Here is a 25,776-nt window from a genome sequence, read left to right as displayed (position 1 = left end):
ACACCTCGCGTCGTGATCAGTGCAGAGGCGGTCGGCTGGAAGGTCGGCGGCGCCACGATCCTCGACGGCGTGTCCCTGACGGTTGGGGCCGGTGAGCTGCTCGGCATCATCGGCCCCAACGGGGCGGGCAAGTCGTCGTTCGTCAACATCTTGAGTGGCGTGACCAGGCCGTCCAGCGGACGGATCACGTTGCAGGACAGGGACGTCACCGGAGCGAGTGCCACACGCCGCGCTCGGTTGGGTCTGGCACGGTCGTTCCAGACGTCGGCCCTCTTCGACGGGCTGACGGCAGGGGAGAACGTGCGGCTGGCGATGCAGGCCGCCGGCACGGCGGCCTTCTCGCCGTTCCGGCGCGCCGGGTCCGCGTCGTCGGACGCCATCGAGTCGCTCCTCACCCGGGTGCGTATGCCGGGTCGTGCGCACGCGTTGGCTCGTGACCTCTCGCACGGCGACCGTCGCAAGCTCGAGCTCGCGATGGCCCTCGCGTCTGATCCGTCGGTGCTGCTCCTCGACGAACCGATGGCCGGGGTGTCGGCAGAGGACGTCGACGGCCTGACCGAGATCATCGGCGAGGTCCGCGACTCGGGGGTGGCGGTCGCGATGGTCGAGCACCACATGCATGTCGTCCTCGGCCTCGCCGACCGCGTAGCGGTCCTGCACCACGGACAGCTGCTCGCTGTCGGCGCACCGACCGAGGTGACGGGCGACGAACGGGTCCAGCAGGCCTACCTGGGAGAAGCATTGTGACTGAGCAGGATCCATCGACCCACGGCGCAGGGGAGCCCGCGCCCGTGCTGGCACTCGACGACGTCCACGTCCGCTACGGCGGCTCGCACATCCTGCAGGGTGTCTCCTTCGACGTCCCCGCGACCGGCGTCACGGCGCTCCTGGGACGCAACGGGGTGGGCAAGACGACGAGCCTCAAGGCGATCATCGGACTCGCTCCGAGGACCGGTCGGATCATGCTGAAGGGCAAAGAGATCCAGAGCACGACGACGGCTCGCATCATCCGTGGAGGCATCGGCTATGTGCCCGAGGACCGTGAGGTCTTCGGGGGTCTCACGGTCGAGGAGAACCTCAGGCTCGCTGCCCCCGACCAGGGTGTCGACGCCCCGGTGGTCGGGCGGCTCTTCCCCGATCTCGTCGCGCGTCGTGGTCAACGCGCGGGCACGCTGTCTGGTGGTCAGCAGCAGATGGTGTCGCTGGCCCGGGTCCTGCTGCGCGAGAACGCGCTGCTGCTCATCGACGAACCCACCAAGGGCCTCGCTCCCAAGCTCGTCACCGAGGTCGCCGACGTTCTGGCGGAGGTGGCGCGGACGACCCCGATCCTCCTGGTCGAGCAGAACCTCCCACTGGTGCGGCGGATCGCCGACCGCGTCATCGTCCTCGACGCAGGCAAGGTCGTGCACCGCGGCGCGGCGGCTGACCTCGTGGCCGACGTCGATCTGACGCGTGAGCTGCTCGGGGTCTCGATGCGACGCGAGGGCGCGGCATGAGCGACCTCGTCCTCCTGCTGGTCACCGGCGTCGGCCTCGGTGCGCTCTACTTCATCGCCGCGAGCGGGCTGAGCCTCATCTACGGCCTCATGGGCGTCCTCAACTTCGCTCACGGCGCCTTCATGACGGCCGGGGCGTATGCCGCCTGGCTGACGATGGGGGCGCTGCCGGGCGAGTGGCCGGTGGCCGGGCGCCTGCTCGTCGCCGTCGTCGCTGCCGTGGCTGTTGGGGCCGTGGTGGGGCTGGTCGTCGAGGTCGTCCTGATCCGTCCGCTCTATCGCCACCACATCCAGCAGGTGCTGGTCACGGTGGGTCTCTCGCTCGCGGGTGTCGCTGCGGCACAAGGCATCTGGGGAGCGGACCCGCGCCCGGTGGACTCCCCGGCCTGGATGGGGGAGACGAGCGACGTGCTCGGCGCCCGGCTCCCGAACGACCGCTTCGTCTACGTCGTCGTCGCGGCCGTGCTCTTCGCCGGGCTCCTCGCCCTGCTGCACCTGACGCGCCTCGGACTCGTCATCCGGGCCGGGGTCGAGAACCGGACGATGGTCGAGGCCCTGGGCATCAACGTCCACCGGACCTTCACGGTCGTCTTCGCCCTCGGCGGCGCTGCGGCCGGCCTGGCCGGGGCGCTGTACTCGCACTACGCGGGAGCCGTCTCACCCGCGCAGGGCGGCTCGCTGCTCATCTTCGCCTTCATCGTCGTCGTCATCGGTGGCATGGGCTCGCTGACCGGCACGGCCGTGGCTGCCGTGGTCGTGGGACTCGTCCAGCAGCTTGCGAACTACTACGCGGCGAGCGGGGTCGGCGACCTGTCCGTCGTGCTGCTGCTCGCACTGGTCCTCCTGCTCCGACCGACCGCCCTGAAGGGAGCGACGGCATGACGTCGCCGACCGACCACCTCACCGACACGCATACGCCCTCGGGTACTGAGGTCGCGGGCGATGCGGCCGACGCGCCGGGGAGTGTGACGGGAAGGCGGCGCCTCGGGGTCCACCGGCTGCTGCGCGTCCTGCCGGCGCTCGTCGTCCTGGCGGTGCTCGCCTACCTGCCCTACGTGCCGGTCGAGCTGCCGGGCATCCTGCCCGGGCGGGTCAACGGTCCAGGGTCGCTGCAGCTGCTCGCCACCTGCCTCGTCGTCGGCGGCATCGCCCTGAGCTACGACGTGGTCTTCGGCCGGACCGGCCTGCTCAGCTTCGGGCACGCCCTGTTCGTCGCCGCCGGCAGCTACCTGCTGACGATCTCGCTCTCGACCTGGGCGCTGCCCCTCCCTGTCGCCGTGCTCGCGGCCCTCGGCCTGTCGACCGGGCTCGCCCTCGTCGTGGGGGCCATCGCCCTCCGGGTCGGCGGGATCGCCTTCGCGATGGTGACACTGGCGTTCGCGCAGGCCGCGTCGATCATCGTCATGCGCAACCCCGGGGGAGTGACCGGGGGCGAGGAGGGGCGACCGCTCGACCGCGACGCGGTGCCCGACCTGCTCGTGGGCGTGGCCAACGCGCCCTACCGCTACTGGTTGGCGCTCGGCTTCGTCGTCGTGGCGTGGGTCGCGGTCACCGTCCTCGTGCGGTCCCGGGCGGGCCATGCGATGGCGGCGGTGCGCGAGAACGAGCAGCGCGCGGCCGTCCTGGGGTTCGGCACCTACCGCGTCAGGCTCCTGGCGCTCGTGGTCGGCTCGTCGCTCGGTGCCCTCGGCGGCATCGTCCACGCGCTCGTGCTCGGCGGGTCCAACCCGCACCTGACCACCTCGGAGTTCACGCTCTCCCTCCTCGTCATGGTGGTGCTCGGTGGCGCCGGCAGTCGCTGGGGCGCCCTCATCGGCGGCGTCCTCTACACGTATGCCGATGCCCGCCTCGTCGAGGTCAGCAACGCCGCCGTCCTCCAGGGCCTGCCCGACGTCGTGCGCCAGGTGCTGTCGCAGCCGCTCTTCATCCTCGGCGTCTTCTTCGTCGTCGTGGTCTACTTCGCTCCGTCAGGCCTGACCGGCCTGGGCGGGCGACTGATCAGGAGGTCAGCGTCCAGATGAGCACCACCCCGTCTGCGTTCGTCATCGAGCTGCCGAAGGGCAGCCTCGCCATCCACGACCTGAGCCTGGGGTCCCCTGCTGCAGATGCTCCCGTCGTGCTCGCCGTCCACGGCATCACAGCCAACGGTCTCTCCTGGAGACGGGTCGCCGACGAGCTCGGCCGTCGGCACGGCCCGGGGGCGGTGCGGTTCCTCGCCCCGGACCTGCGGGGACGCGGTGACAGCCGCTCGGTCCCCGGCCCGTACGGGTTGGGCGCCCACGTCGACGACCTGACCTCGATCGCCACCGTCTTCGGATCCGCCCCGGTGCTCGTCGGACACTCGATGGGAGCCTTCATCGCCGCGCTGGCCGCAGCCCGCCACCCCGAGCGCTTCCCGGCCGCCGTGCTCGTCGACGGTGGACTCGCCTTCCCAGTCGCGGACGACCTCGACATCGACGCCGCCCTCCAGTCGGTCATCGGGCCGGCCATGGACCGCCTGTCGATGCGCTTCGCCGACCCAGCGGCATACCTCGGCTTCTGGTCGTCCCACCCGGCGCTGGGGCCGGTGCTGAGCGGGCCCGGCGGAGACGCGGCGCGGGCCTACATCGAGCACGACCTCGTGCTCGACCCCACGGACGGCCAGTGGCACAGCACCTGCGTGCTCGACGCAGTGCTGGCCGACGGCGCCGACGTCATGGCCGACCGCGAGACCCACGCCGGGCTGCGGACGGCCGTCGCCGACGGCGTCGGGGCCGAGCTCGTCTGGGCCCGTCGCGGTCTGCTCGACGAACCGCAAGGGCTCTACGACGAGGGACGACTGGCTGCGCTCGACCTGCCAGACGGGGTGCGCACGACCGAGGTCGACGCGAACCACTACGATGTCATCCTCGGCGACCGGGGCGTCGCCGCGGTCGCGGATGCTCTCGACCGGCAGCTCCACTCCTGAGGAGCGGCCACCCTCAGGAGGTCGCTTTCACCGCCTGAGGGTGATGTCGGGTGCTGGCTCGCGTCCCAGCCTGCCGGCATGAGCGCCATCCACGTCAACGCAGACACCTTCGTCCGGGCCGAGACCGACCGGATGTTCGCCGCCCTGCTCGCGGACGCGGGTGGGATCAGCCGGCTCAAGCACTCGCGGACACCGACGCACCTGGACCCCCAGCCGGTGATCAGGATGAACCGCGACACGCTCTACAGCTCGGCGGTCGTCGACATCAGCGAGGGCGCCACGCTCACCCTGCCGGACCGGCTGGCCGGTACCTCTCGGCGATGGTCGTGAACCGTGACCACTACGTCAACGCGGTGCCGCACGAGCCCGGCGACCACGAGCTGACGACCGACCGCCACGACACCGACGTCGTCCTCGTCGCGATCCGTACGCTCGTCGATCCCGCGGATCCGGACGACGTCGTCGCGGCGGTCAACGCCCTGCAGGACCGCCGCGACGTCCCCGTGGACGGCTTCTGGTCCATCTCGCTCTACGACTCGGACGGCTACTTCGACGATGACGGGAGCGCCGTGAGCCTCAACAACCTGACGCCCCAGCGGAATCCGGACGGAGGCGTGACAGTGCACTTCGGCGGGTGCGCTGACGGACGGGCCAACTGCCTGGGCATCAAGGAGGGGTGGAACTACCTCGTGCGGCTCTACCGCCCCCGACCCGAGGTGCTCGACGGGACGTGGACCTTCCCGGTGGTCACCCCGGTGACCTGACGCGTCGCGTCCCCGTCAGCCGGGAGCCTGGAGCGAGCGGAGGCGCAGCGCGATCTGCAGCTCGAGGGAGTGGTCGGGCTGCTGCCACGACGCACCCAGCAGCGCCGTGATGCGCTCGAGCCGCTGCGACACGGTGTTGACATGGACGTGCAGCGTCCCTGCCGCGTGGCGCGGGCTGCCGCCCGCCGCGAAGTATGCCGCGAGCGTCCCGACGAGGTCGGTCCCGCGCCGCTCGTCGTAGTCCAGGACAGGCCCCAGAAGCTTGCGGACGTACTCGTCGACGTCCGGGTCGGAGCCGACGATGAGTCCCGCGAAGCCGAGCTGGGTCGCGGCCGCGCCCTTCCCGCGGTGCCCCAGCGCGATGAGCGCCCCCACGGTGCGGTGCCCTTCCTCGTGGGCGACGCCGATGTCGTCGACGGTGCTCACCGGTCCGACACCGGCCACCGTGACGCAGGTGCGCTTGGCGATGCGGGCGGCCACCGCCCGCGCCAACCCGTCGGGATCCGTGCCGGGGACGAGCGCGACGACGTCACCCTCATGGGTGCCGACGAGCGAGCCCTCACCGGTGGCGGCACTAGCGGAGATGAGCAGCGCCCGGTGACCACCGGGCTCCTCGCCCCGCAGCACGAGCAGGCAGAACGGCTTCTGCGGGTCGAAGCCGACCGTCCGGGCCAGTGACAGCCGCTCCTCGCGAGATCCGCGCGCACTGACGAGGTCGCTGACCAGGCGGTTGCGGGCTGACTGGCGGGCGTCCGCGGCCTGGCGCTCGAAGAGCAGGACGAGGGCCGTGACCACTCCGGCCCGCTCGACGGTCCGCTGGTCCGAGTCGCTCAGCGTGAGTCCTCCGACGTAGATGGTGCCGAGCCGCTCACGGGCAGCGGTGACGGCGACGGCATACACCCCGTCCCGCTCGACGAGGCGTCCGGTGCCGAGACCCGGCAGCGCGTCGAGGGACGCGACCGGGTCGCGGCCGGACGTGTCGAGCTCGGGAGCGGGACCCGCTGCGCTGTGCCGGGTGCCGTTCTCGTCGACGAGGACGGCCCACCCGCCGAGCAGCTCGGCGAGGGCGTGCGTGATGTCGTCGACGCCGCCACCACCGAGCACGAGTGAAGCGAACCGGTCGTGCGCGGCCGCCGCCTTCTCAACCCCATCGGCGTAGTGACGGACCGTCTCGTGCGCCTCGGAGAGCGCGGCCAGGGCGTTCTCCGCGTCGGCGAGGGCACGGGTCTGGACCAGGGTGAGCGCGGCGAGGGTGGCGAGGTTGCCCAGCAGCCCGACCTCCTCGCGGGTGAACGGACGTGGAGACCGGTTGGCGGCGAAGAGCACCCCGACGAAGTGCTCCTCGACGATGAGCGGCGTCCCGCAGATCGCGATGAGGCCCTCCTCGCCGACGGCGCCGTCGATCTCGGACGTGTGCCTGAACCGCTCGTCGGCCCAGTAGTCGGCGGTCCAGTAGGGCTTGTGCGTCGAGGCGACGAGACCTCCGAGGCCGGCGCCGAGCGCGAGGCGGACCGACTGGAAGACCGCCGAGACGGAGCCGTCGGTGGCGCGCATGAAGGTGTCGCCGGCCTCGGGATCGTAGAGCGTGAGGTAGGTGAGGTCGGTCCCGACGAGGCGGCGCGCGCGGCGCACGATGGCATCGAGGACCGAGCCCGGGTCGCTCTCGGTCGCCAGCTCCCGTGCCGTGTCGAGCAGGGCCGCCAGCCCGGCCTCCCGGTGCTGGTGGATCTCACGGGCGCCCGCGATCCGCAGGGCGAGGTCCCGTGCAACGGTCGGAGCCGCCGCCGCCGCGACCTCGGCGACCGGGGCATCGGCGGCGAGCAGCTCGAGCAGGTGCAGGACCTGAGCTGCTGGCTCTCCCGTCTCGACTGCCTCGGCCGGCTTGGCTCCCTGGGGTCGGTCGTCGGGCGACTGCGGGTCGGTGCGGAGTGCCACGGGCAGATCCTAGGCGGCTCGGTTCGGGGTGGGCGGCCGGAGGCGCACGGCTTTCAGTGCGCCGTCGTTCAATGCGCCGTCCACCCACCGTCCATCGAGAAGGACGTCCCGTTGATCGAGCCGGAGGCCGGCCCGCACAGGAAGAGGGTGAGGGCAGCGACCTCGTCGGGCTCGACGAGGCGCTTGACGGAGACCGGTGCCAGCATGATCTTCTCGACGACCTCGGACTCGGGGATGCCGTGGGTGCGGGCCTGGTCCGCGATCTGCCGCTCCACCAGGGGAGTGCGCACGTAGGCCGGGTTGATGCACGTGGAGGTGACGCCGCGCGGGCCGCCCTCCAAGGCGACGACCTTGGAAAGACCTTCGAGGCCGTGCTTGGCGGTGACGTAGGCGGACTTGAACGCGCTGGCCCTGAGGCCGTGGACGCTCGAGATGTTGACGATGCGGCCCCAGCCGCGGTCGTACATGTGGGGGAGGCTCTGCCGGATGAGCCGGAACGGCGAGACGAGCATGAGGTCGAGGATGAACTCGAAGCGGTCGACCGGGAACTCCTCGATCGGGCTCACGTGCTGGATGCCGGCGTTGTTGACGAGGATGTCGACCTCGGTCGGCAGGGTCGCGAGGTCGTCCAGGGCGGCCAGGTCGGCTGTGATCGTGGCGATGCCTGATCCGTCTGCCAGGGCCGCGAGTCCTTCGGCGTCCCGGTCGACGGCGTGCACCACCGCGCCCGCGGCCGCGAGGGCCCGGGCGACGCTCGCCCCGATGCCGCTCGCCGCTCCGGTGACGAGGGCGGTGCGCCCGGTCAGGTCGATGGGTTCGTTGACCGCCAGGGGACCGCTCTGGAGGCGGTCCGGGGCGTCGTCGCGTGCGTCGGTGCGGGCGTCGGGCATGCGGGAAGACTAAGGAGACCGGTCCGGCCCGCCGGTGTGGTGACCGAACACAAAACCCCGGATCTCATGTGGACCGCGCTCACCATCGTCGTCGGGTCTCCCCGCCGGGTGGCGTGACACGATGACCTCGTGACTTCCATGGGCGAAGCGACACCGCCCCCGGCCGAGGATGCTGGATCCGCCCACGCGGAACCAACGACGGTCGCAGCGGCGGCGGGCGATCCACCACGGCACCACCACGCCGGCGGCAGGATGCTCCCGCTTGCACTGGGCGCCCTCGGGATCGTGTTCGGCGACATCGGCACGAGTCCCCTCTACGCGATGCAGACCGTCTTCAGCATCGAGCACAACACGGTGCAGGCCACCCGGGGCGACGTCCTCGGCGTCATCTCGATGGTGCTGTGGTCGATCACGCTCGTGGTCTCCATGAAGTACGTGTCGCTGGCGATGCGCGCCGACAATGACGGCGAGGGCGGCATCCTCGCGCTCGTGGCGCTGCTGCGACGCCACCTGCAGGGCACCCGACGACTCGCTGCGGTGATGGTCATGGGCGTGCTCGGCGCCGCGCTGTTCTACGGCGACGCGGTGATCACGCCCGCCATCTCGGTCATGTCGGCGATCGAGGGGCTCGCGGTGGCCAACCCGTCCCTCGCCGAGCTCGTCGTGCCGCTCACTGTCGTCGTCCTGTCCCTGCTCTTCGTCATCCAGCGATGGGGTACGGGGGTCGTCGGCAGGTCCTTCGGACCCGTGATGGTGCTTTGGTTCGCCGTGCTCCTGGTGCTCGGCCTGCCGCACGTCTTCGCCAACCCCGAGATCCTTGCGGCGGTCTCGCCCACGTATGCGTTGATGTTCGTCGCCGAGCACCCGCTCGTCGCGTTCGTCGCCATGGGTGGCGTGGTGCTGACCATCACCGGAGCCGAGGCGCTCTACGCGGACATGGGCCACTTCGGCGCCAAACCCATCCGCTTCGCGTGGTACCTCGTCGTCTTCCCCGCGCTCGCCGTCAACTACCTCGGGCAGGGCGCGATGATCCTCGGTGACCCGGGCGCCGTGTCCAACCCGTTCTTCCTCCTCGCCCCGACCTGGGCCACGCTGCCGCTGGTCCTGCTCGCCACCGTGGCCACCGTCATCGCGTCCCAGGCTGTCATCTCCGGCGCGTTCTCCGTCTCGCGGCAGGCGGTGCGCCTCGGGATGCTGCCACGGCTCGCGGTGCGACACACCTCCCGCGAGGAGGGAGGCCAGATCTACGTCCCGGTGATGAACTGGATCCTCTTCGCCGGAGTGCTCCTGCTGACCGCAGCGTTCCGCAGCTCGAGCCGGCTGGCCGCCGCGTACGGCCTGGCGGTGACGGGGACCCTGCTGCTGACCAGCGCACTGTTCCTGCTGCTCGCCCGATACGTGTGGAGGGTTCAGACGTGGAAGCTCGTCGTCTACCTGGTCCTCGTCGTCGGCGTCGAGCTGACCTTCCTCGGCGCCAACCTCACCAAGGTCGTCGCCGGCGGATGGTTGCCCCTCGTCATCGCCACACTCGTCGTCGCCCTCATGACGACGTGGCGGCGTGGCGCGGATGCGCTGCATGCCGAGGAGCGGGACCTCGAGGGCCCGCTGCCACTCTTTCTCAGGATGCTCCACAAACACCCTGACCTGGTCAGACGCGTGCCTGGCGTCGCGGTCTTCCCACACCCCAACGCGACGACGACGCCGCTCGCGTTGCGCACCAACGCCGACTTCAACCGCGTGGTTCACGACCGAGTCATCCTCGTGCAGATCGTCAACGAGAACGTGCCGCACATCCGGCACGTCGACCGCGTCGAGGTCGACGACCTCGGTGACGCGACCGACGGCTTCGTGCACGTCAAGGTGCACGTGGGCTTCACCGACAGCCAGGACATCCCCAAGGGGCTGGCCCTCGCGGTCGGCAAGACGCCCGAGCTCGACATCGACCTCGACGAGGCGCGCTACTTCCTGTCCGTGCTGACCGTCCAGGCCACCGGCCACCGCGGGCTGCGCACGTGGCGCAAGCGTCTGTTCGCGTGGATGTACCACAATGCCGCGAACCGGACAGAGGTCTTCCACCTGCCGCCGGAGCGGACCATCGTCATGGGCGCCCACGTCGAGCTGTAGGCCGGGTGGTCATGACCGTGCGCAGCCCTTCTGGGCCGCCCCGCGGTGTGTCGTTTCTGCGCGGATCAGCCACGGGCGGTGGGGTACCTACGCGACCATGTGGGCATGAGGGAACTTGCCGGGTGGGCCGGCGGGAGCCACACCGCCGGCCGGGTCACCCATCCCACCTACCGCAAGGGAGCCGGCCCGGGCGTCGTCATCGTCCACGAGATCCCGGGTATCACCCCCGAGGTGCTGACGTTCGCCGACGACGTCGTCGATCGCGGTTTCACGGTGGTGCTGCCACACCTGTTCGGCGATCCGGGCGAACCCGCCAGCGCCGGGCAGATCGCCAAGGCGATCGCCCACGTCTGCGTGAGCCGGGAGTTCACCAAGCTCAGGGCCGGCGTGGCCTCACCCGTCACCGACTGGCTGCGGTCGCTGGCTCGCAACCTGAGCGACGAGCTGGGAGGCCCCGGGGTCGGAGCGCTCGGCATGTGCCTGACCGGCGGGTTCGCCCTGGCGATGATGGTCGACGAATCCGTCGCCGCGCCCGTCGTCGCCCAGCCGTCCCTGCCCATCCCGGTGGGCAAGACCCGTGCCGGGGATCTCGGGCTCAGCCCGGCGGACCGCGAGGTGGTGCGCCGTCGGGGGGCCGCAGGCTGCGCCGTCCTAGGCGTGCGTTACCGCGGCGACCCTGCCACCGGGACCCGGTTCGACACGCTCACCGAACTGCTCGGAAATGGATTCCTCAAGGTCGAGCTCGAGGGCAAGGGCCATGCGACGCTCACCGCGCACCGCCAACAGGTCGCCGTCGATCGCGTTCTGGACTTCTTCGACGAGCGGCTGAGGCCCGGCTGAGGCCCAGCTGAGGCGCCGAGCGTCGGGGCCGTCGTCCCGGCGCGGTGTCCGTCGGCACTCACTCGTGACCGGTTCCTCGTTCGAACGGTTGAGCGATAGCCGTCAGCCGCCGGGTGTGTGCTGGCCAGTCGATCGTGTCCGGGACGTTGCTGTGGCGCGGTAGCAGTCCGACGGAGCCGTCGAGCTGCTCACGCAGGATGTCGGCGTGGCCCGCGTGGCGCTGCAGGTCCGCGGTCTTGTGGACCAAGATCTGGTGGAGCGTGACCTCCGCGCCGCCCCAGTGGGCGACGTGACCGATCGCGTCCAGCGGCAGCGCGTCGATCGTCTCGTCGGCGAAAGCCTGGACGCGGCGGTAGAGGTCCACGATCCCGGCAGCGGTCTCGGATTCCGTTGCGTACCAACCGGCCAGCGGGTCGGACCCTTCGTGCGAGACGAGCTCGTCCGGAGTCAGCCATTCGCGTCCGAACGTCGGGCCGAAGTAGATCACCTCGGTGTTGAGCGCGTGCTTGACGAGGCCGAGCAGGTTGGTCCCGGTCGGCGTTCGCGGCAGCCGCAGGTTGTGCTCGGAGAGCCCTTCGAGCTTCCACAGCAGCACGTCCCGCGCGCCCTGTAGGTAGTCCTTCAACACGTCCTTCGGTGGGGTGACCATTCGCCTAGGCTGTCACGGCTCGCCGCCCGTGGGTGGCCGCGCAGGTGCTGTTCGCGTGACGCGGAGCACCGCCTCCACGAAGGAGCCTGCGACGACCCTGGCACCGCCACGACAACTCCGCCCGGGCGGACTTTGCGCGCGGATCGGCCCCAGAACCCCACGACAACTCCGCCCGGGCGGACTTTGCGCGCGGATCGGCCCCAGAACCCCACGACAACTCCGCCCGGGCGGACTTTGCGCGGGCGGTGTCCCGGGACCCCGCTGCACCGGAATCCAGCGGGCCGCTACCTCTCCGGCGGACCGTGATCCCTGACCGCTGACCTGGTGGTGACGGCGACGGCCGCCGCGCTGGCGGCAGAGGTGGACGTTGCCCCCCGAATGAGGATGCCGCCCACTACGGCTTGACGAGCACGTCGCCGGTGTTGGGCGCGAGGGTGATGGAGGTCCTCTCGACTCCGCTCAGGTCACGATAGGTACCACCGAGAGACAGGGTCACCGAGGCGGTGGTGGGATTGACCAGTGCGATACCGGCACTGAAGTCCCGACGGTAGACCCCGCCGACCTTGGCGTACCGGTTCACCGGGTCACCCACCTCCACCCGGTCCCACGGGTGGTCGACGAAGATGCCGGCCACCGTGTTCGCAGTGGAGAAGTTGAAGTAGCTGTGGCCGTTGGTTCCCAGCAGGAACGAGGCGAGGGCGTACTTGTGCCACTGGTCGATCTGCGCCTGGGTCGCAGTGGCCGACACGTTCCACATCTTGGTGGTCGTCCAAGCCACCTTGCTCCGGGCACCGACGTCCACCAGCATGTCGACGTCCTTCTTCCAGGCTGACTCTGCCTTGAACGTCCCGATGGGCGTGTTCTTGTCGCGCAGGAAGATCTCGGAGTGCACGGCGTCGAGTTGCTCGAACAGCACCGCGGGGGTCTGCCCGACGGGCTTGAAGTACCGCTGCCCGTTGACGAGACCGTTGGAGGCGAGCAGGCCGGCGGGGTCGGCCGCCCGCACCGCCTTGGCCACCTCGAGATCGGCCGCGAGCAGGTCGGCATACGTCCACACCTTGCCGGTGCGAGGGTCGATCGGCTTGGAAGCGTTGTAGTTCGGCGCCAGGGGGGCCGTGCCCAGCATGTCGAGATAGCAGTCATCGAAGCCGGACTCCGCGAGCAGGGCCTTGCACGTGCTGGCGCGGTCGGCCCACCACTGCGGGTTCGACATGTCCATCATGTAGTTCCCGAACGAGCGGGACTTCACCCGAACTCCGTTCGCGTCGTGCGCGTACCAGGATTCGGGGTACCTCGCGGCCTCGGTGGACTGGGCGTACACGCCGTTCATGTAGAGGAAGAGCCGAAGGTTCGGGTTGGCTGCTCGCATCGCTGGGACGTATCCGCGGAAGGTCGTCTTCGTCCCCATCACCACGTCGTAGGCCCGGGCCACGGAGACTGCGGTGGACTCGGTCATGACCTTCTCGGAGTCCCACGCCATGTTGCCGGGTGCCCACCGTTGAAGAGCGCCGGTGCGCACCGGCCACGTCGTCGCGCCCTCCGCCTGCACGACGGAGGCCCCGGACAGCAGCCCCGTCACGAGCAGGACCACCGCCAGGCGCCTCCTGCGGAAGGAGCCCCTGAGCCGCGAGCGCCTGGGCGCTCCTGGACCCGCCAGCACGTTGTCAGTCGACATGTCGTCCCCCTGTAGCGTTCCCCCCGCGCGCCGCCCCCGGCCGCGACCAGTGCCCCAACCATGCCGGACGTCCGCCCTCCACGCGGCGGATCCGCACATTCGCCCACCAGAATTCGGGGCGTCGGGTTGCCGGCCGCCTTGGTACCTGATGGGCTGCCGGGCATGAGCGAGCAGACCGCAGCCATCCGCCGCGCCTTCTGGGTCGACCCGGACGCCGACCCGCGCAACGGCCGGGAGCGGCCGGAGGGCGAGACGGCGACGCTGCTCGACTACCTCGAGCGCTACCGGATGACCTTCGAGATGAAGTGTGACGGGCTCACGCCGGAGCAGCTGGCCACTCGGTCGGTGCCGCCCAGCACGATGAGCCTGCTGGGGCTCATCCGGCACCTGGCCAAGATCGAGCACCACTGGTTCCGTCGGACGCTCGAGAGACAGGAGGACCTGCCTGTCCTCTACTGGACGCAGGAGGAGCCGGACCTCGACTTCGAGGGCGCGCTCGCCACCGACGGCTGTGTGGCCGATGCCTGGGAGTCGTGGCGCCGCGAGGCGGCGCACGCACGGGAGGTCTACGCCCGCTACGACGACCTCGGCGAGAACTTCGTCCCGGGCGAACCGTGGCAGGTGCGCGGGGTCATCGTCCACCTGATCGAGGAGTACGCCCGACACTGCGGGCACGCCGACCTGCTGCGCGAGTGCGTCGACGGCCGCACCGGCCAGTAGGCCCGGGGCCCGTTGGCGTATGCCGCGTGGCGCGGTCTGTCCTGCGCCGTCCGTGGGAGCGGCCGGGTTAGGGTGCCGGTGTGCTCCAGGACCCGGCGCAGGGACGCGACCGCCGACGCGGTGCGCCGACGCTCGACCTCGAGACCCTGCCGCGTGAGGTCCGGGCCGCGGTGGAGGCGATGGTCGCAGGGCGTGAGGTGAGACTCCGCCACGAGGGTCGTGACGTCGGGGTGCTGGCGTTCCGCAAGAGCGTCCTCGAGGGCACCGTCGTGTCCGGGCCGGCCGCGGCAGGGGAGTCAGCCCCTCCCGAAGCAGTTCCCGACGGTGTCACCGTCGTGGCCACGGCGACGAAGCTGTCCGACGCCGCGCGGCGTCGGCTCTCTGATGAGCTGGGGTCCGACTACATCGTCCTCGACCTGCTGAAGGCGCCGCCGACGGCGGACGTGGTCCTGACCCATCCCGTGAGCCCGCAGCTGCTCGGGGCACTTCGGGCCGGCTTCCCGAACGCCCGGGTGATCGTGACCGAGATCGACGACGAGGAGCTCGGCGTCAGCGCGCCGGGGCCGGTGAGCCGTCTGCTCGATGCCGGGGCCTCGGCCTACCTGCCGCCACGACCTCTGCGCGAGGTAGCGGCCAGCATGCATGCCTATCTCACCGGATCCGGCGCGCCGCAGCTCACCGCCGCCGCCCCCGCGACGGCGCCGACCGCGGCGCTGCCGGCGCCGTCGAGGGACCAAACGGACTGAGTAGTCGGTCGCCCGCCGGGGTGCCTGCAGACGAATTGGGTGTACGCCGGGCGCTGCCGCCACCTCACGGGGGCGTCGGTCATCCCGTCCTTTCCGGAGTGTTGCGCGGGGCTGTCTCGCTGACGGTCCAGTTGGACAGGAACTGCAGCGCTTCGGCCGATGGCGTGCTGGGTTCGACGGTGTAGGTGATGATCGTGAGGCCGGCGTCACCGGGCAGTTCCAGCGCCTCACCGGTGAGCTCGAGGTCTCCGACGACCGGGTGATGCATCTGCTTCGTCGAGGTGCGGTGGAGCCGCACGGTGTGGCCTGCCCACCAGGTGCGGAACTCCTCGCTGCGGGTGGAGAGCTCACCGACGAGGTCCGTGAGCCCGCGGTCGTATGGGGTGTGGCCCGCCTGTAGACGCAAGGATGCGACGACGTCTTTGGCGACCGCGGTCCAGTCGGCATAGAAGTCCCGGGAACGGTCGTCGAGGAACAGGTAGCGCGCGAGGTTGGGGCATGTGGTGTCCGCGCTGTACAGGTCGGACAGCAGGGCTCGTCCGAGCTGGTTGACGCCGAGCAGGTCGAGGCGGTTGTTGCGGACGTACGAGGGCGCCGACAGCGAGTCCAGGATGCGTTGCACACCGGGTCGCAGCTGCTGCTTGCCGGTGGTCCGTCGCCGCCGGCCGCCGGCGTTGGCTGCACGGGCGAGGTCCAGCAGATGAACCCGCTCCGACTCATCGAGCTTGAGCGCGGTCGCCACGGATTCCAGGACCGACTCGGACACCCCGGACAGGTTGCCGCGTTCCAGGCGCGTGTAGTAGTCGGTGCTGACGTCGGCCAGCATGGCAACCTCCTCGCGTCGCAGACCCTTGACCCGACGGTTGGTCCCGTAGAGCGTCAGACCCGCCTGGTCCGGGGTGAGCCGCGCCCGGCGAGAGGTCAGGAAGTCGCGCACCTCGGCCCTGTTGTCCATGCCTCGACCGTACGGTGCCGGGTCGGGGCGAGGGAGGTAACACCAGCCCCTCCCACCCGCAGAAGCCCTCGCCTACGGTCGATGGCATGACGACACTGCAGCTGAACAACCACGTCGAGATGCCTGCTGTCGGTCTCGGGGTGTTCCAGACCCCTCCGGAGGAGACCCGGGCCGCCGTCGAGGCGGCCCTGGCCACCGGGTACCGCCACATCGACACCGCCGCCGCGTACGGCAACGAGCGCGAGGTCGGCGAGGCGCTCCGAAGCTCCGGCGTGCCCCGCGACGAGGTCTTCCTCGAGACGAAGGTCTGGATCAGCGACTACGGCTACGAGCAGACCCTCCACGGCTTCGACAAGAGCGCCGGCAAGCTCGGCGTCGAGCAGGTCGACCTGCTCATCCTTCACCAGCCCCTCCCGTCCGACTTCGACAAGGCCCTCGAGGCTTACCGGGCGCTCGAGACGCTCCTCGCGGACGGCAAGGTGCGCGCCATCGGCGTCAGCAACTTCATGGTCGACCACCTCACCGCGCTGCTCGACCAGGCGACGGTCGTACCCGCGGTCAACCAGATCGAGCTCCATCCCTACTTCCAGCAGAAGCCGGTCCAGGAGCTCGGCGCGCAGCACGGGATCCTGACGCAGGCGTGGTCCCCGATCGGTGGCATCACCTTCTACCGCGACGGCAACCACGGCAGCACCCTCGAGGACCCGGTCATCGGCGGCATCGCCGACGCACACGGCAAGACGCCCGCCCAGGTGATGCTGCGCTGGCACCTGCAGCGGGGCCGGTCTGTCATCCCCAAGTCCACCAAGCCGCACCGCATCGCCGAGAACTTCGACGTCTTCGGCTTCGACCTGACGCGCGACGAGCTGGCCGCCATCGACGCTCTCGACACCGGGCAGCGCAGCGGTCCCGAGCCGGCCGACATCACCCTGGAGACCTTTGGGCGTGCCATCCCCGAGGCCTGAGCAGACCCGCAAACCTCCGACCGCGAGTGAGAAGACCCCGCCCGATGACCGCCACACCCCAGCCCATCCAGACCGGCCGAGTCGCCGTCATCACGGGTGCCTCGTCCGGTATCGGCGCCGCCACCGCCCGCGCCACCAGCCTCCGCACGGCCGCAGACCGCGTACGGGCCGAGCTCGGCGGCGCAGCCGTTCTCGTCGACAACGCCGGTGTCATGCTCCTGGGCCCGTTCGGCGCCCACCAGCGCGACGACTACCGCCAGATGGTCGAGGTCGACCTCCTCGGCGCGATCACCGCCGCTGAGGTCTTCCTCGACCAGATCAAGGGCGCCGCTTCGATCGGAGGTGGTGACATCGTCAACGTCTCCTCGGTCGCCGGCCGCACCGCCCGCGCCGGCAACGGCGTCTACGCCGCGACGAAGTGGGGCCTCAACGGGTGGTCCGAGTCGCTCCGGCAGGAGCTGCTCCCGGACGTGCGCGTCACCTCACCATCAACGAGATCCTCCTGCGGCCAGCCGGACAGCTCTGACACTCAACGGGTTTCGCCCTGATTCCACCACGAAGGAGAACAGCAATGCAGACACGCACTCTCGGCACGCGCGGGCTGAAGGTGTCCGCTCTCGGACTCGGCTGCATGGGCATGAGCCAGTCCTTCGGACCACGACCCCCACGCGAGGAGATGATCACGTTCCTGCGCGCCGCGGTCGACCGGGGCGTCACCCTGTTCGACACCGCTGAGGTCTATGGCCCGTTCCACAACGAAGAGCTGGTGGGGGAGGCCCTGCAACCCGTCCGCGAGGACGTCGTCATCGCCACCAAGTTCGGGTTCGCCTTTGACGAGAATGGCGCGCAGACCGGCGTCACCAGCCGACCGGACAGCATCCGCGCCGCGGTCGAGGGCTCGCTCCGCCGCCTGCGCACCGACGCGATCGACCTGCTCTACCAGCACCGTGTCGACCCGGACGTGCCCATCGAAGAGGTCGCCGGCACCGTCAAGGAGCTCGTCGAGGCGGGCAAGGTCCAACACTTCGGGATGTCGGAGGCCGGCGTCGAGACGATCCGCCGCGCCCACGCGGTGCAGCCGGTCACGGCCCTGCAGAGCGAGTACTCCCTCTTCTGGCGTGAGCCGGAGGAGGCGATCCTTCCGGCGCTCGAGGAGCTCGGGATCGGTTTCGTGCCGTTCAGCCCTCTTGGCCGCGGGTTCCTGACCGGTCAGGTCACCGCCACCACCGAGTTCGGCGAAGGCGACATCCGCGCCTCTCTCCCGCGCTTCGAGCGGGAAGCGCTGCAAGCCAACCTCGCGCTCGTCGACCTCATCAGGACGGTGGCCGAGCGCAAGCAGGCCACGGTCGGCCAGGTCGCGCTGGCCTGGCTCCTCGCGCAGCGGCCGTGGATCACCCCGATCCCCGGGACCAGAAGGCTCGAGCGCCTCGACGAGAACCTCGGATCCGCAGACCTCGACCTCACCCCTGACGACCTGGCAGAGCTCGACCGGGCATCGGCCAGCGTGCAGGTCCACGGCGAGCGCTACCCCGAGGCCATGCAGCGCATGATCGACCGCTGAGCCAGCCAGAGACTACTGGCGTTCCCACGCTTCCCCGGTGCGTCGTAGTGCTGCCTGTGCGGGCAGCGGCGTGAAGCTCGTCGCTTGTGGCGAACAGCCCATCGGCCCTCGGGAGAGTTGTGTCGATCCTGTGCGAAGCGCCAGAGACGCACTGGTCCGGCGAACACATCGGCGCAGGTCAGCGCGGTGGCTGCGCGTGACCTGCGCCGAATGCTCAGATGTCGCGGAAGACCTCGATGGTCGCGCCGAGCGCGTTGAGGCGCTCGGCGAGGTCCTCGTAGCCGCGGTTGATGACGTAGACGTTGCGCAGCACCGACGTGCCGGGCGCGGCGAGCATCGCGAGCAGCACGACGACGCCGGGACGCAGGGCCGGAGGGCAGACGACCTCGGCCGCTCGCCACCGCGTCGGGCCCTCCACGATGACGCGGTGCGGGTCGAGCAGCTGCACCTTGGCGCCGACCTTCGTCAGCTCGGTGAGGTAGATCGCACGGTTCTCGTAGACCCAGTCGTGGATCATCGTGCTGCCCTCGGCGACGGCGCCGATCAGCGCGAAGAAGGGCAGGTTGTCGATGTTGAGGCCGGGGAACGGCATCGGGTGGATCTTGTCGATCGGCGCGTGGAGCGGCCCGGGGATCGTCGTGAGGTCGACGAGTCGGGTCCTGCCGTTGGCCGAGGTGTACTCCGCCGACAGGTTGTACTTCATGCCCATGCCGTCGAGGGTGGCGAGCTCGATCTCGATGAACTCGATCGGGACCCGGCGGATCGTGATCGAGCTGTCGGTGACGACGGCGGCCGCGATGAGGCTCATCGCCTCGATCGGGTCCTCGCTGGGGGAGTACTCCACGTCCACGTCGATGTCGGCGATGCCGTGGACCGTCAGGGTCGTCGTGCCGATGCCGTCGATACGGACGCCGAGCTTCTCGAGGAAGAAGCAGAGGTCCTGGACCATGTAGTTGGGGCTCGCGTTGCGGATCACCGTCGTACCCGCGTGGCGGGCGGCCGCCATGAGGACGTTCTCGGTGACCGTGTCGCCGCGCTCGGTGAGCACGATGGGCCGCTCGGGCGCGACCGACCGGTCGGAGCGCGCCTCGTAGAAGCCGTGCGTGGCCGCGACCTCGAGCCCGAACGAGCGCAGGGCGGCCAGGTGGGGCTCGACGGTGCGGGTGCCGAGGTCGCAGCCACCGGCATACGGCAGCTGGAAGCTCTCGAGCTCGTGGAGCAGCGGGCCGAGGAACATGATGACGGTGCGCGTGCGTCGCGCCGCGGCGACATCGATGTCGTCGAGGTTCAGCTCCGCCGGCGGGATGATCTCGAGGTCGTTGCTGTCCGGGAGCCAGCGGGTGCGCACGCCGATCGAGGCGAGCACCTCGAGGATGCGGTTGACCTCCTCGATGCGGGCCAGGCTGCGCAGCGTCGTGCGGCCGCGGTTGAGCAGGGCGGCGCACAGGAGCGCGACCGCGGCGTTCTTCGAGGTCTTGACCTCGATCGAGCCGTTGAGCTTCTGGCCGCCGACGATGCGCAGGTGCTGGGGGCCGGAGTGGCCGAGCGAGACGAACTCGGAGTCGAGGGCGTCGCCGATCTTGGCGAGCATGTCGAGGCTGAGGTTCTGCTTGCCCTGCTCGATCCGGGTCACCGCGCCTTGCGAGGTCCCGAGGAGGTCAGCGAGGTCCGACTGGGTCAAGCCCTTGTGGCGTCGCGCGTCGCGGATGAGTCCGCCGATTCGGGTCAGGTAGGTCTGAGGCACGGCTTCGAGGCTAACTCATATATGAGTTAAGGCAAATCGCCCACGCCGACTCGGGACCACGGACCCATCGTGCTGGGTCCGCGGCCCCGTGGCCTGCCCTGTCGTATGCCGTGTCCTGCGTCAGCCGCGGGCGTTGGCGACGCCCTGGGGGAGGAAGCGCGAGCCGGTGACGGCCTCGGCGACGCCCGTGCGGTCGAGCAGGGGCGTGATGCCGCCGTTCCAGAACTGGAAGCCCGCGCCGGTGATCATGGCCAGGTCGATGTCCATCGGGGCCTGGGCGACACCCTCGTCGAGCATCCGGCGCGCCTCGTCGGCGAGGACCGTGAGCACCCGCTCGCGCACGTGGGCGAGGTCGAGCACGACCGGCTCGGCCGGCTTCTCGATGAGCTCGGCGACCTCGGGGTCGAGCACGGGACGGCCCGAGCTCAGGTCGTAGAAGCCGCGCTTGCCCGCCGCGACGATCCGCTGGAGCGTCGGCGAGGCGTAGAAGCGGTCGGGGAACGCCCTCACGAGCGTCTCACCGTTGTGCAACGCGATGGCCGGACCGACGAGCCCGATCAGCACGAAGGGCGGCATCGGGGCGAGACCGGCGAAGGCCCGGTCGACGACCTCGATCGGCGTGCCCTCGTCGAGGATCTTCGCGGCCTCGCCCATGAAGCGGCCGAGGAGGCGGTTGACGATGAACGACGGCCGGTCCGCGGCCCGGATGCACGTCTTCTTCAGCGCCTTGCCGACGGCGAAGGCCGTTGCGAGAGTGGGGTCGTCGGTGCGCTCGCCCGGGATGATCTCGAGCAGCGGCATGACGGCCACCGGGTTGAAGAAGTGGAAGCCGACGACACGCTCCGGGTGCTCGAGCGTCGATGCCATCTCGGCGATCGACAGGCTCGAGGTGTTCGTCGCGAGCACGCACTCGGGCGAGACGACGGCCTCGACCTCGGCGAAGACCTGCTGCTTGACCGACATCTCCTCGAAGACCGCCTCGATGACGAAGTCGGCGTCGGCGAAGCCGTCCTTGCTCGTCGACCCGCTGACGAGGGCCTTGTAGCGGTTGAGCTTGTCGGGGCCCAGCCGGCCCTTGCCCGCGAGCTTGTCGAGCTCGGCGTGGACGTAGCCGACGCCCTTGGCGACGCGCTCGTCGTCGATGTCGGTCAGCACGACCGGCACCTGCAGGCGCTGGATGAAGAGCAGCGCGAGCTGGCTGGCCATGAGCCCGGCGCCGACGATGCCGACCTTGGTCACCTTCCGGGCGAGGCTCTTGTCAGGCGCCCCGGCCGGGCGCTTGGCGCGCTTCTGCACGAGGTCGAACGCGTAGAGCCCGGCCCGCAGCTCGTCGCTCATGAGCAGGTCGGCGAGCACCTCGTCCTCGGCGGCGAAGCCCTGCTCGCGGGTCGCGGTGCGCGCGGCTGCGAGCAGGTCGAGGGCGGCATACGGGCTCCTGGCCTGGCGGCCGGTCTTGACGTCGGCGAGCCCCTTGGCCTTGGCGATCGCGGCGTTCCACGCCGTCTCGTCGCGGTCGACCTCGGCACGTTCGACCGTCACTTCGCCGAACAGGACGCGCGCGGCCCAGGCGATCGACTCCTCGAGGAAGTCGGCCGGCTCGAGGAGCGCGTCGGCCATGCCGAGCTTGTAGGCGTCGACGCCCTTGAGCATGCGGTTCTGGCTCAGCGGGTTGTCGATGACGAGGGTGATGGCCTTCTCGACACCGATGAGGTTGGGCAGCATCCAGCAGCCGCCCCAGCCGGGGACGAGGCCGAGGAAGACCTCGGGCAGCGCGACGGCGAGCACTCCGGCGCTCATCGTCCGGTAGGTCGCCGACAGCGCCAGCTCGACGCCACCGCCCATGGCCGCGCCGTTGACGAACGCGAACGTCGGGACCGGCAGGTCGGAGAAGGCGGCGTATGCCGCGTGGCCGGCTCGTGCGATCTCGAGCGCCTGGTCGCGGGAGCCGATGAAGGGAACGCCCGTGAGGTCGGCGCCCACAGCGAAGATGAACGGCTTGCCGGTGACGGCCACGGCGACGATCTCGCCCGCCTCGGCACGCTCGCGAAGGCGTCCGATCGTCTCGGTGAGACCGGCGATCGACTGCGGGCCGAAGGTGTTGGGCTTGGTGTGGTCGAACCCGTTGTCGAGGGTGATGAGGGCGAGCGTGCCGCCGCCACCCGGGAGGTCGATGTCGTGGACGGGCGTACGGGTCACGACCTCGCTCGCGAAATCAGCTGCAGCCGTGGGCTTCTCGGTCGTGGCGGTCACGCGACGTCCTCCTTCTCGATCGAGGCGACGTAGTCCTCGTGGTGCGGGTTCTCCCAGATGACGGCGCCGCCCATGCCGATGCCGATGCACATCGCGGTCAGGCCGTAGCGCACCTCGGGGTGCTCCTCGAACTGGCGGGCGAGCTGGGTCATCAGGCGCACACCGGAGCTGGCGAGCGGGTGGCCGGTGGCGATGGCGCCGCCGTACTCGTTGACGCGCGGGTCGTCGTCCGCGATGCCGAAGTGGTCGAGGAAGGCGAGCACCTGCACGGCAAAGGCCTCGTTGAGCTCGAAGAGCCCGATGTCCTCGATGGTGAGGCCGGCCTTGGCGAGGGCCTTCTCCGTGGCCGGGACGGGGCCGACCCCCATGACCTCGGGCTCGACGCCGACGAAGGAGAACGACACCAGACGCATCCGGACCGGCAGGCCGAGATCGGTGGCGGCCTGCTCGGAGGCGAGCAGGCAGGCCGTGGCGCCGTCGTTGAGACCTGCAGCGTTGCCCGCGGTCACGTTGCCGTGGGCGCGGAAGGGGGTCTTGAGCTGGCCGAGGTCGTCGACGGTCGTGCCGGGGCGCGGCGGCTCGTCGGCGGTGGCGAGGCCCCAGCCCTTCTCGGCGTGGCGGGTGGCCACGGTGACGAGGTCGCGCTGGATCTTGCCGTCGGCATACGCCTGCGCGAGCTTGTCCTGGCTGCCGACGGCGAAGGCGTCGGAGCGCTGCTTCGTCAGCTGGGGGAAGCGGTCGTGGAGGTTTTCGGCGGTCTTGCCCATGACGAGCGCGTCGGGGTCGACGATCTTCTCGGACACGATGCGCGGGTTCGGGTCGACGCCCTCGCCCATGGGGTGGCGGCCCATGTGCTCGACGCCGCCGGCGATGGCGATGTCGTAGGCGCCGAAGGCGATCGAGCTGGCTGTGTTGGTCACAGCGGTCATCGCGCCGGCGCACATCCGGTCGACGGAGTAGCCGGGCGTCGTGTTCGGCAGGCCCGAGAGGAGGGCGGCCGTGCGGCCGAGCGTCAGTCCCTGGTCGCCGATCTGGGTGGTCGCCGCGATGGCGACCTCCTCGACCTTGTCCTTGGGAAGGTTCGGGTTGCGGTGCAGCAGCTCGCGGATGCACCGGATGACGAGGTCGTCGGCCCGGGTCTGGGCATACATGCCCTTGTCGCCGGCCTTGCCGAACGGCGTCCGGACGCCGTCGACGAAGACGACCTCATGAAGTGCGCGGGGCACAGTGCCTCCTGATGTGGTTCTACAGCGGTCAGGTCGAGACTACTGCCGGGTAACTTCAGGGCCAACGGGCCTCCGGGTGACCATCCTCACCACCGCCCGTGCGCGCCCAGTCAGACAATCGAAAGAGCAATCCGTCCGCCCTGCGGGTCAGCCAGCCGTGAGCGCGTCCCGGACGGATTGCTCTTTCGATTGGAGAGGGGGCGGGTCTCAGGCGGGGGCGTGCTCGGTGCACGCGAGCGAGATGAGTGGCGCGGTGATGGTCGTCTGCCAGCGCCGCGCTCTAGACGGCGTCAGCGTTCCCCCTCCGAACGATCGAAAGAGCAATCCGTCCGCCCTGCCGGTCAGTCAACCGTGAGCGCGTCTCGGACGGATTGCTCTTTCGATTGGGGGAGGGGGTCAGGCGGGGGCGTGCTCGCTGCACGTGAGCGAGATGAGTGGCGCGGTGATGGTCGTCTGCCAGCGCCGGGCGCCCATCGCGACGAGCGCCTCGGCGACCTCGGTCGTCGTCGGGGCGGCAGGGCCGTCCCAGAGGAAACGGCGCAGGAGGTCCGGGGTGAGGAGGTTCTCGACCGGGACGGCGAGCTCCTGGGAGATGGCGCCGAGCAGCTCCCGGGCCCGCGCCAGTCGGGCAGCGGCGACGGGGTCGCGGTCGGCCCACGCCTTGGGTGGGGGTGGACCACTGGGCGGCAGGGCGAGGACGGGCAGGTCGGACTCGGGCAGCGCCAGGGCGTGCGCGACGACCTCGATGATCGCCTCCTGGTGACGCCGCACCGATCGCGCGAGCCGCGGCTCGGCGGAGCCCACGGTGCGCGGCGGCTTGGTCGCGCGCTGGTTGGCGACGGCGATCTCGCTGATCGCGGCGTCGGGAAGGATTCGCCCGGGAGAGGTGTCCCGTTCCTGGGCCATGCGGTCACGCCACAGCCACAGCTCGCGCACGATCGCGAGACCGCGTCGGCCGCGCACCTTGTGCATCCCGGTGGTGCGTCGCCACGGGTCGACGCGTGGCTCCGGACCGGTGAAGTCGAGCAGGTGCTCGAACTCCTCTGCGGCCCAAGCGGTCTTGCCCTGCGACGCGAGCTCCGCGGCGACGGCGTCACGGAGGTCCACGAGCACCTCCACGTCGAGGGCGGCATACAGCAGCCACGGCTCGGGCAGCGGCCGCACCGACCAGTCGACGGCGGAGTGCTCCTTGGCGAGCTGGAGGCCGAGGTAGTGCTCGACCATCGCGCCGAGGCCGACGCGGGGTAGCCCGGCGAGACGCCCCCCGAGCTCGGTGTCGAAGAGCGACTGCGGACGGAGGCCGACCTCGGCCAGGCACGGAAGGTCCTGGGTGGCGGCGTGCAGGATCCACTCGGCGTCGCCGATGGCCTCGCCGACGGGGGAGAGGTCGGGGCACGCGATGGGGTCGATGAGCCAGGTGCCTGCGCCCTCGCGCCTGATCTGGACGAGGTAGGCGCGCTGGCCGTAGCGGTAGCCCGACGCCCGCTCGGCGTCGATGCCCACCGGACCCGTGCCCGACCCGATCGCCTCGGCGGCGCGCATCAGTGTGCGCTCGTCGACGACGACGTCGGGCACGCCGTCACGCGGGTGGGTCAGGGGGACGAGGTCCGGGACGTGGTCAGGCGCGATGCCGGCGGCGTCGTCGAGGTCGTTGATGGTCTCGCTCGGCTCTGCCGTCACCGTCGCTGCCCCGGTAGCGGGACCACGCCGTCGGGCAGTGGGGGGATGCCGGCGATGGTGCACAGCATGTCGGCCCAGGCCCGGAGGTGGTCGGCGACGTCTCCGCCCGCCGGCGTCCACGAGGCCCGGATCTCCATCTCGACGCTCGCCTCGCGGTCCGCGAGCCCCGCGAAGCTCTCGCTGACGACGCGCGTCACCGTCCCCGCCTCGGCCGTCCAGCCGAGGTTGCGGTTGGTCAGGGAGTCGGAGAGCCAGGACCAGCCGACCGCACCGAGCATCGGATCGCCGGCGAGCTCGGGCTCGAGCTCGGCCCGGGCGAAGGTGACGATGCGCCACTGCCCGTCCCACGTGTCGGGCGCCGCGGGATCGTGCAGCACGACGAACCGGCCGGTCGCGAGGTCCTCGTCGGGGTCCTCGACGTCGATGACGTCGGCGGTGAGGGCTGCGGCGTACGGGGCGATGCGGGTCGGCGCCGGTACCTCGGTCAGGCGCACCTCGGAGCGCAGACGGACGTCTCGCAGGGCGCTGAGCGTCCGTGCGAAGACCGCGCCGTGATTGCCCGGCAACGTTCGCGTGTGCACCAGATGAGGGTAAGCCGCAGTCGGGCGTT

24 protein-coding genes are annotated in these 25,776 nt (G+C 70.5%); 14 read left to right on the top strand and 10 right to left on the bottom strand.

Annotated elements, in window-relative coordinates:
- Positions 1-12 precede the first annotated feature (12 nt).
- The 7 genes from AB4030_RS05610 to AB4030_RS05580 all read left to right on the top strand — a co-directional run bounded on the left by AB4030_RS05610 (position 13) and on the right by AB4030_RS05580 (position 5,206).
- Positions 13-747: an ABC transporter ATP-binding protein gene (locus AB4030_RS05610; RefSeq protein ID WP_442278213.1), complete on the top strand. Its 735-nt coding sequence runs from the start codon at positions 13-15 to the stop codon at positions 745-747.
- Positions 744-1,496: an ABC transporter ATP-binding protein gene (locus tag AB4030_RS05605; protein ID WP_442278212.1), complete on the top strand. Its 753-nt coding sequence runs from the start codon at positions 744-746 to the stop codon at positions 1,494-1,496. Before AB4030_RS05610 ends, AB4030_RS05605 begins: the two co-directional genes overlap by 4 nt.
- Positions 1,493-2,377, top strand: a complete 885-nt coding sequence (locus AB4030_RS05600; RefSeq protein ID WP_442278211.1) for a branched-chain amino acid ABC transporter permease — start codon at positions 1,493-1,495, stop codon at positions 2,375-2,377. The genes AB4030_RS05605 and AB4030_RS05600 overlap by 4 nt, the downstream gene beginning before the upstream one ends.
- On the top strand, positions 2,374-3,516 hold the full coding sequence (locus AB4030_RS05595; RefSeq protein ID WP_442278210.1) for a branched-chain amino acid ABC transporter permease: 1,143 nt from the start codon (positions 2,374-2,376) through the stop codon (positions 3,514-3,516). Before AB4030_RS05600 ends, AB4030_RS05595 begins: the two co-directional genes overlap by 4 nt.
- Positions 3,513-4,442 carry an alpha/beta fold hydrolase gene (locus tag AB4030_RS05590; protein WP_442278209.1) on the top strand — a complete coding sequence of 310 codons (930 nt, stop codon included), beginning with the start codon at positions 3,513-3,515 and terminating at the stop codon, positions 4,440-4,442. The genes AB4030_RS05595 and AB4030_RS05590 overlap by 4 nt, the downstream gene beginning before the upstream one ends.
- A gap of 78 nt (positions 4,443-4,520) precedes the next feature.
- On the top strand, positions 4,521-4,772 hold the full coding sequence (locus AB4030_RS05585; RefSeq protein ID WP_442278208.1) for a DUF1254 domain-containing protein: 252 nt from the start codon (positions 4,521-4,523) through the stop codon (positions 4,770-4,772).
- Positions 4,763-5,206 carry a DUF1214 domain-containing protein gene (locus AB4030_RS05580; protein WP_442278207.1) on the top strand — a complete coding sequence of 148 codons (444 nt, stop codon included), beginning with the start codon at positions 4,763-4,765 and terminating at the stop codon, positions 5,204-5,206. The genes AB4030_RS05585 and AB4030_RS05580 overlap by 10 nt, the downstream gene beginning before the upstream one ends.
- A gap of 15 nt (positions 5,207-5,221) precedes the next feature.
- Here AB4030_RS05580 and AB4030_RS05575 read toward each other — a convergent pair whose 3' ends face one another.
- Complete coding sequence (locus AB4030_RS05575; RefSeq protein WP_442278206.1) at positions 5,222-7,141, bottom strand: helix-turn-helix domain-containing protein; 1,920 nt, start codon at positions 7,139-7,141, stop codon at positions 5,222-5,224.
- A gap of 68 nt (positions 7,142-7,209) precedes the next feature.
- On the bottom strand, positions 7,210-8,031 hold the full coding sequence (locus AB4030_RS05570) for a 3-hydroxybutyrate dehydrogenase (RefSeq protein WP_442278205.1): 822 nt from the start codon (positions 8,029-8,031) through the stop codon (positions 7,210-7,212).
- 252 nt (positions 8,032-8,283) lie between these two features.
- Between AB4030_RS05570 and AB4030_RS05565 the strand changes: the two genes are divergently transcribed.
- Positions 8,284-10,155, top strand: a complete 1,872-nt coding sequence (locus AB4030_RS05565) for a potassium transporter Kup (protein WP_442278204.1) — start codon at positions 8,284-8,286, stop codon at positions 10,153-10,155.
- 105 nt (positions 10,156-10,260) lie between these two features.
- On the top strand, positions 10,261-10,995 hold the full coding sequence (locus AB4030_RS05560) for a dienelactone hydrolase family protein (RefSeq protein WP_442278203.1): 735 nt from the start codon (positions 10,261-10,263) through the stop codon (positions 10,993-10,995).
- Positions 10,996-11,053: 58 nt separating this feature from the next.
- Here the strand turns inward: AB4030_RS05560 and AB4030_RS05555 are convergent, their stop codons facing one another.
- Entirely contained in the window at positions 11,054-11,644 is a 591-nt protein-coding gene (locus tag AB4030_RS05555) for a DinB family protein (RefSeq protein WP_442278202.1), read from the bottom strand.
- Positions 11,645-12,038: 394 nt separating this feature from the next.
- A complete protein-coding gene (locus AB4030_RS05550; protein WP_442278201.1) occupies positions 12,039-13,319 on the bottom strand; it encodes a putative glycoside hydrolase in 1,281 nt (426 codons plus the stop codon).
- Positions 13,320-13,481: 162 nt separating this feature from the next.
- On the opposite strand from AB4030_RS05550, the gene AB4030_RS05545 reads away from it, so the two are divergent.
- Positions 13,482-14,039, top strand: coding sequence for a DinB family protein (locus tag AB4030_RS05545; RefSeq protein ID WP_442278200.1), 558 nt, complete (start codon positions 13,482-13,484; stop codon positions 14,037-14,039).
- Between the two features lie 80 nt (positions 14,040-14,119).
- A complete protein-coding gene (locus AB4030_RS05540) occupies positions 14,120-14,785 on the top strand; it encodes a hypothetical protein (protein ID WP_442278199.1) in 666 nt (221 codons plus the stop codon).
- A 79-nt stretch (positions 14,786-14,864) separates the two neighbouring features.
- Here AB4030_RS05540 and AB4030_RS05535 read toward each other — a convergent pair whose 3' ends face one another.
- Positions 14,865-15,740, bottom strand: a complete 876-nt coding sequence (locus tag AB4030_RS05535) for a helix-turn-helix transcriptional regulator (RefSeq protein ID WP_442278198.1) — start codon at positions 15,738-15,740, stop codon at positions 14,865-14,867.
- 86 nt (positions 15,741-15,826) lie between these two features.
- On the opposite strand from AB4030_RS05535, the gene AB4030_RS05530 reads away from it, so the two are divergent.
- The 3 genes from AB4030_RS05530 to AB4030_RS05520 are packed head-to-tail and all read left to right on the top strand — an operon-like array spanning position 15,827 to position 18,266.
- On the top strand, positions 15,827-16,705 hold the full coding sequence (locus tag AB4030_RS05530) for an aldo/keto reductase (RefSeq protein WP_442278197.1): 879 nt from the start codon (positions 15,827-15,829) through the stop codon (positions 16,703-16,705).
- A gap of 44 nt (positions 16,706-16,749) precedes the next feature.
- On the top strand, positions 16,750-17,253 hold the full coding sequence (locus AB4030_RS05525) for an SDR family oxidoreductase (protein ID WP_442278196.1): 504 nt from the start codon (positions 16,750-16,752) through the stop codon (positions 17,251-17,253).
- Between the two features lie 23 nt (positions 17,254-17,276).
- A complete protein-coding gene (locus AB4030_RS05520; protein WP_442278195.1) occupies positions 17,277-18,266 on the top strand; it encodes an aldo/keto reductase in 990 nt (329 codons plus the stop codon).
- Between the two features lie 214 nt (positions 18,267-18,480).
- On the opposite strand, the gene AB4030_RS05515 is transcribed toward AB4030_RS05520, so the two are convergent.
- The 5 genes from AB4030_RS05515 to AB4030_RS05495 all read right to left on the bottom strand — a co-directional run bounded on the left by AB4030_RS05515 (position 18,481) and on the right by AB4030_RS05495 (position 25,747).
- Positions 18,481-20,010, bottom strand: a complete 1,530-nt coding sequence (locus AB4030_RS05515; protein ID WP_442278194.1) for a helix-turn-helix domain-containing protein — start codon at positions 20,008-20,010, stop codon at positions 18,481-18,483.
- A 120-nt stretch (positions 20,011-20,130) separates the two neighbouring features.
- The gene (locus tag AB4030_RS05510; RefSeq protein WP_442278193.1) at positions 20,131-22,260 is read right to left on the bottom strand and encodes a 3-hydroxyacyl-CoA dehydrogenase NAD-binding domain-containing protein; all 2,130 of its coding nucleotides are present in this window, start codon (positions 22,258-22,260) and stop codon (positions 20,131-20,133) included.
- Complete coding sequence (locus AB4030_RS05505; RefSeq protein ID WP_442278192.1) at positions 22,257-23,486, bottom strand: thiolase family protein; 1,230 nt, start codon at positions 23,484-23,486, stop codon at positions 22,257-22,259. Before AB4030_RS05505 ends, AB4030_RS05510 begins: the two co-directional genes overlap by 4 nt.
- A 396-nt stretch (positions 23,487-23,882) precedes the next feature.
- A complete protein-coding gene (locus AB4030_RS05500) occupies positions 23,883-25,166 on the bottom strand; it encodes an HRDC domain-containing protein (RefSeq protein WP_442278191.1) in 1,284 nt (427 codons plus the stop codon).
- Complete coding sequence (locus AB4030_RS05495) at positions 25,163-25,747, bottom strand: DUF3000 domain-containing protein (protein ID WP_442278190.1); 585 nt, start codon at positions 25,745-25,747, stop codon at positions 25,163-25,165. Before AB4030_RS05495 ends, AB4030_RS05500 begins: the two co-directional genes overlap by 4 nt.
- Positions 25,748-25,776: the final 29 nt, after the last annotated feature.

The organism is Terrabacter sp. 2YAF2 (genome assembly GCF_052114705.1).
Lineage (GTDB): Bacteria > Actinomycetota > Actinomycetes > Actinomycetales > Dermatophilaceae > Terrabacter.
Note: the sequence above shows the minus strand (reverse complement) of the source record. Positions and strands in the feature narration are given on the sequence as shown.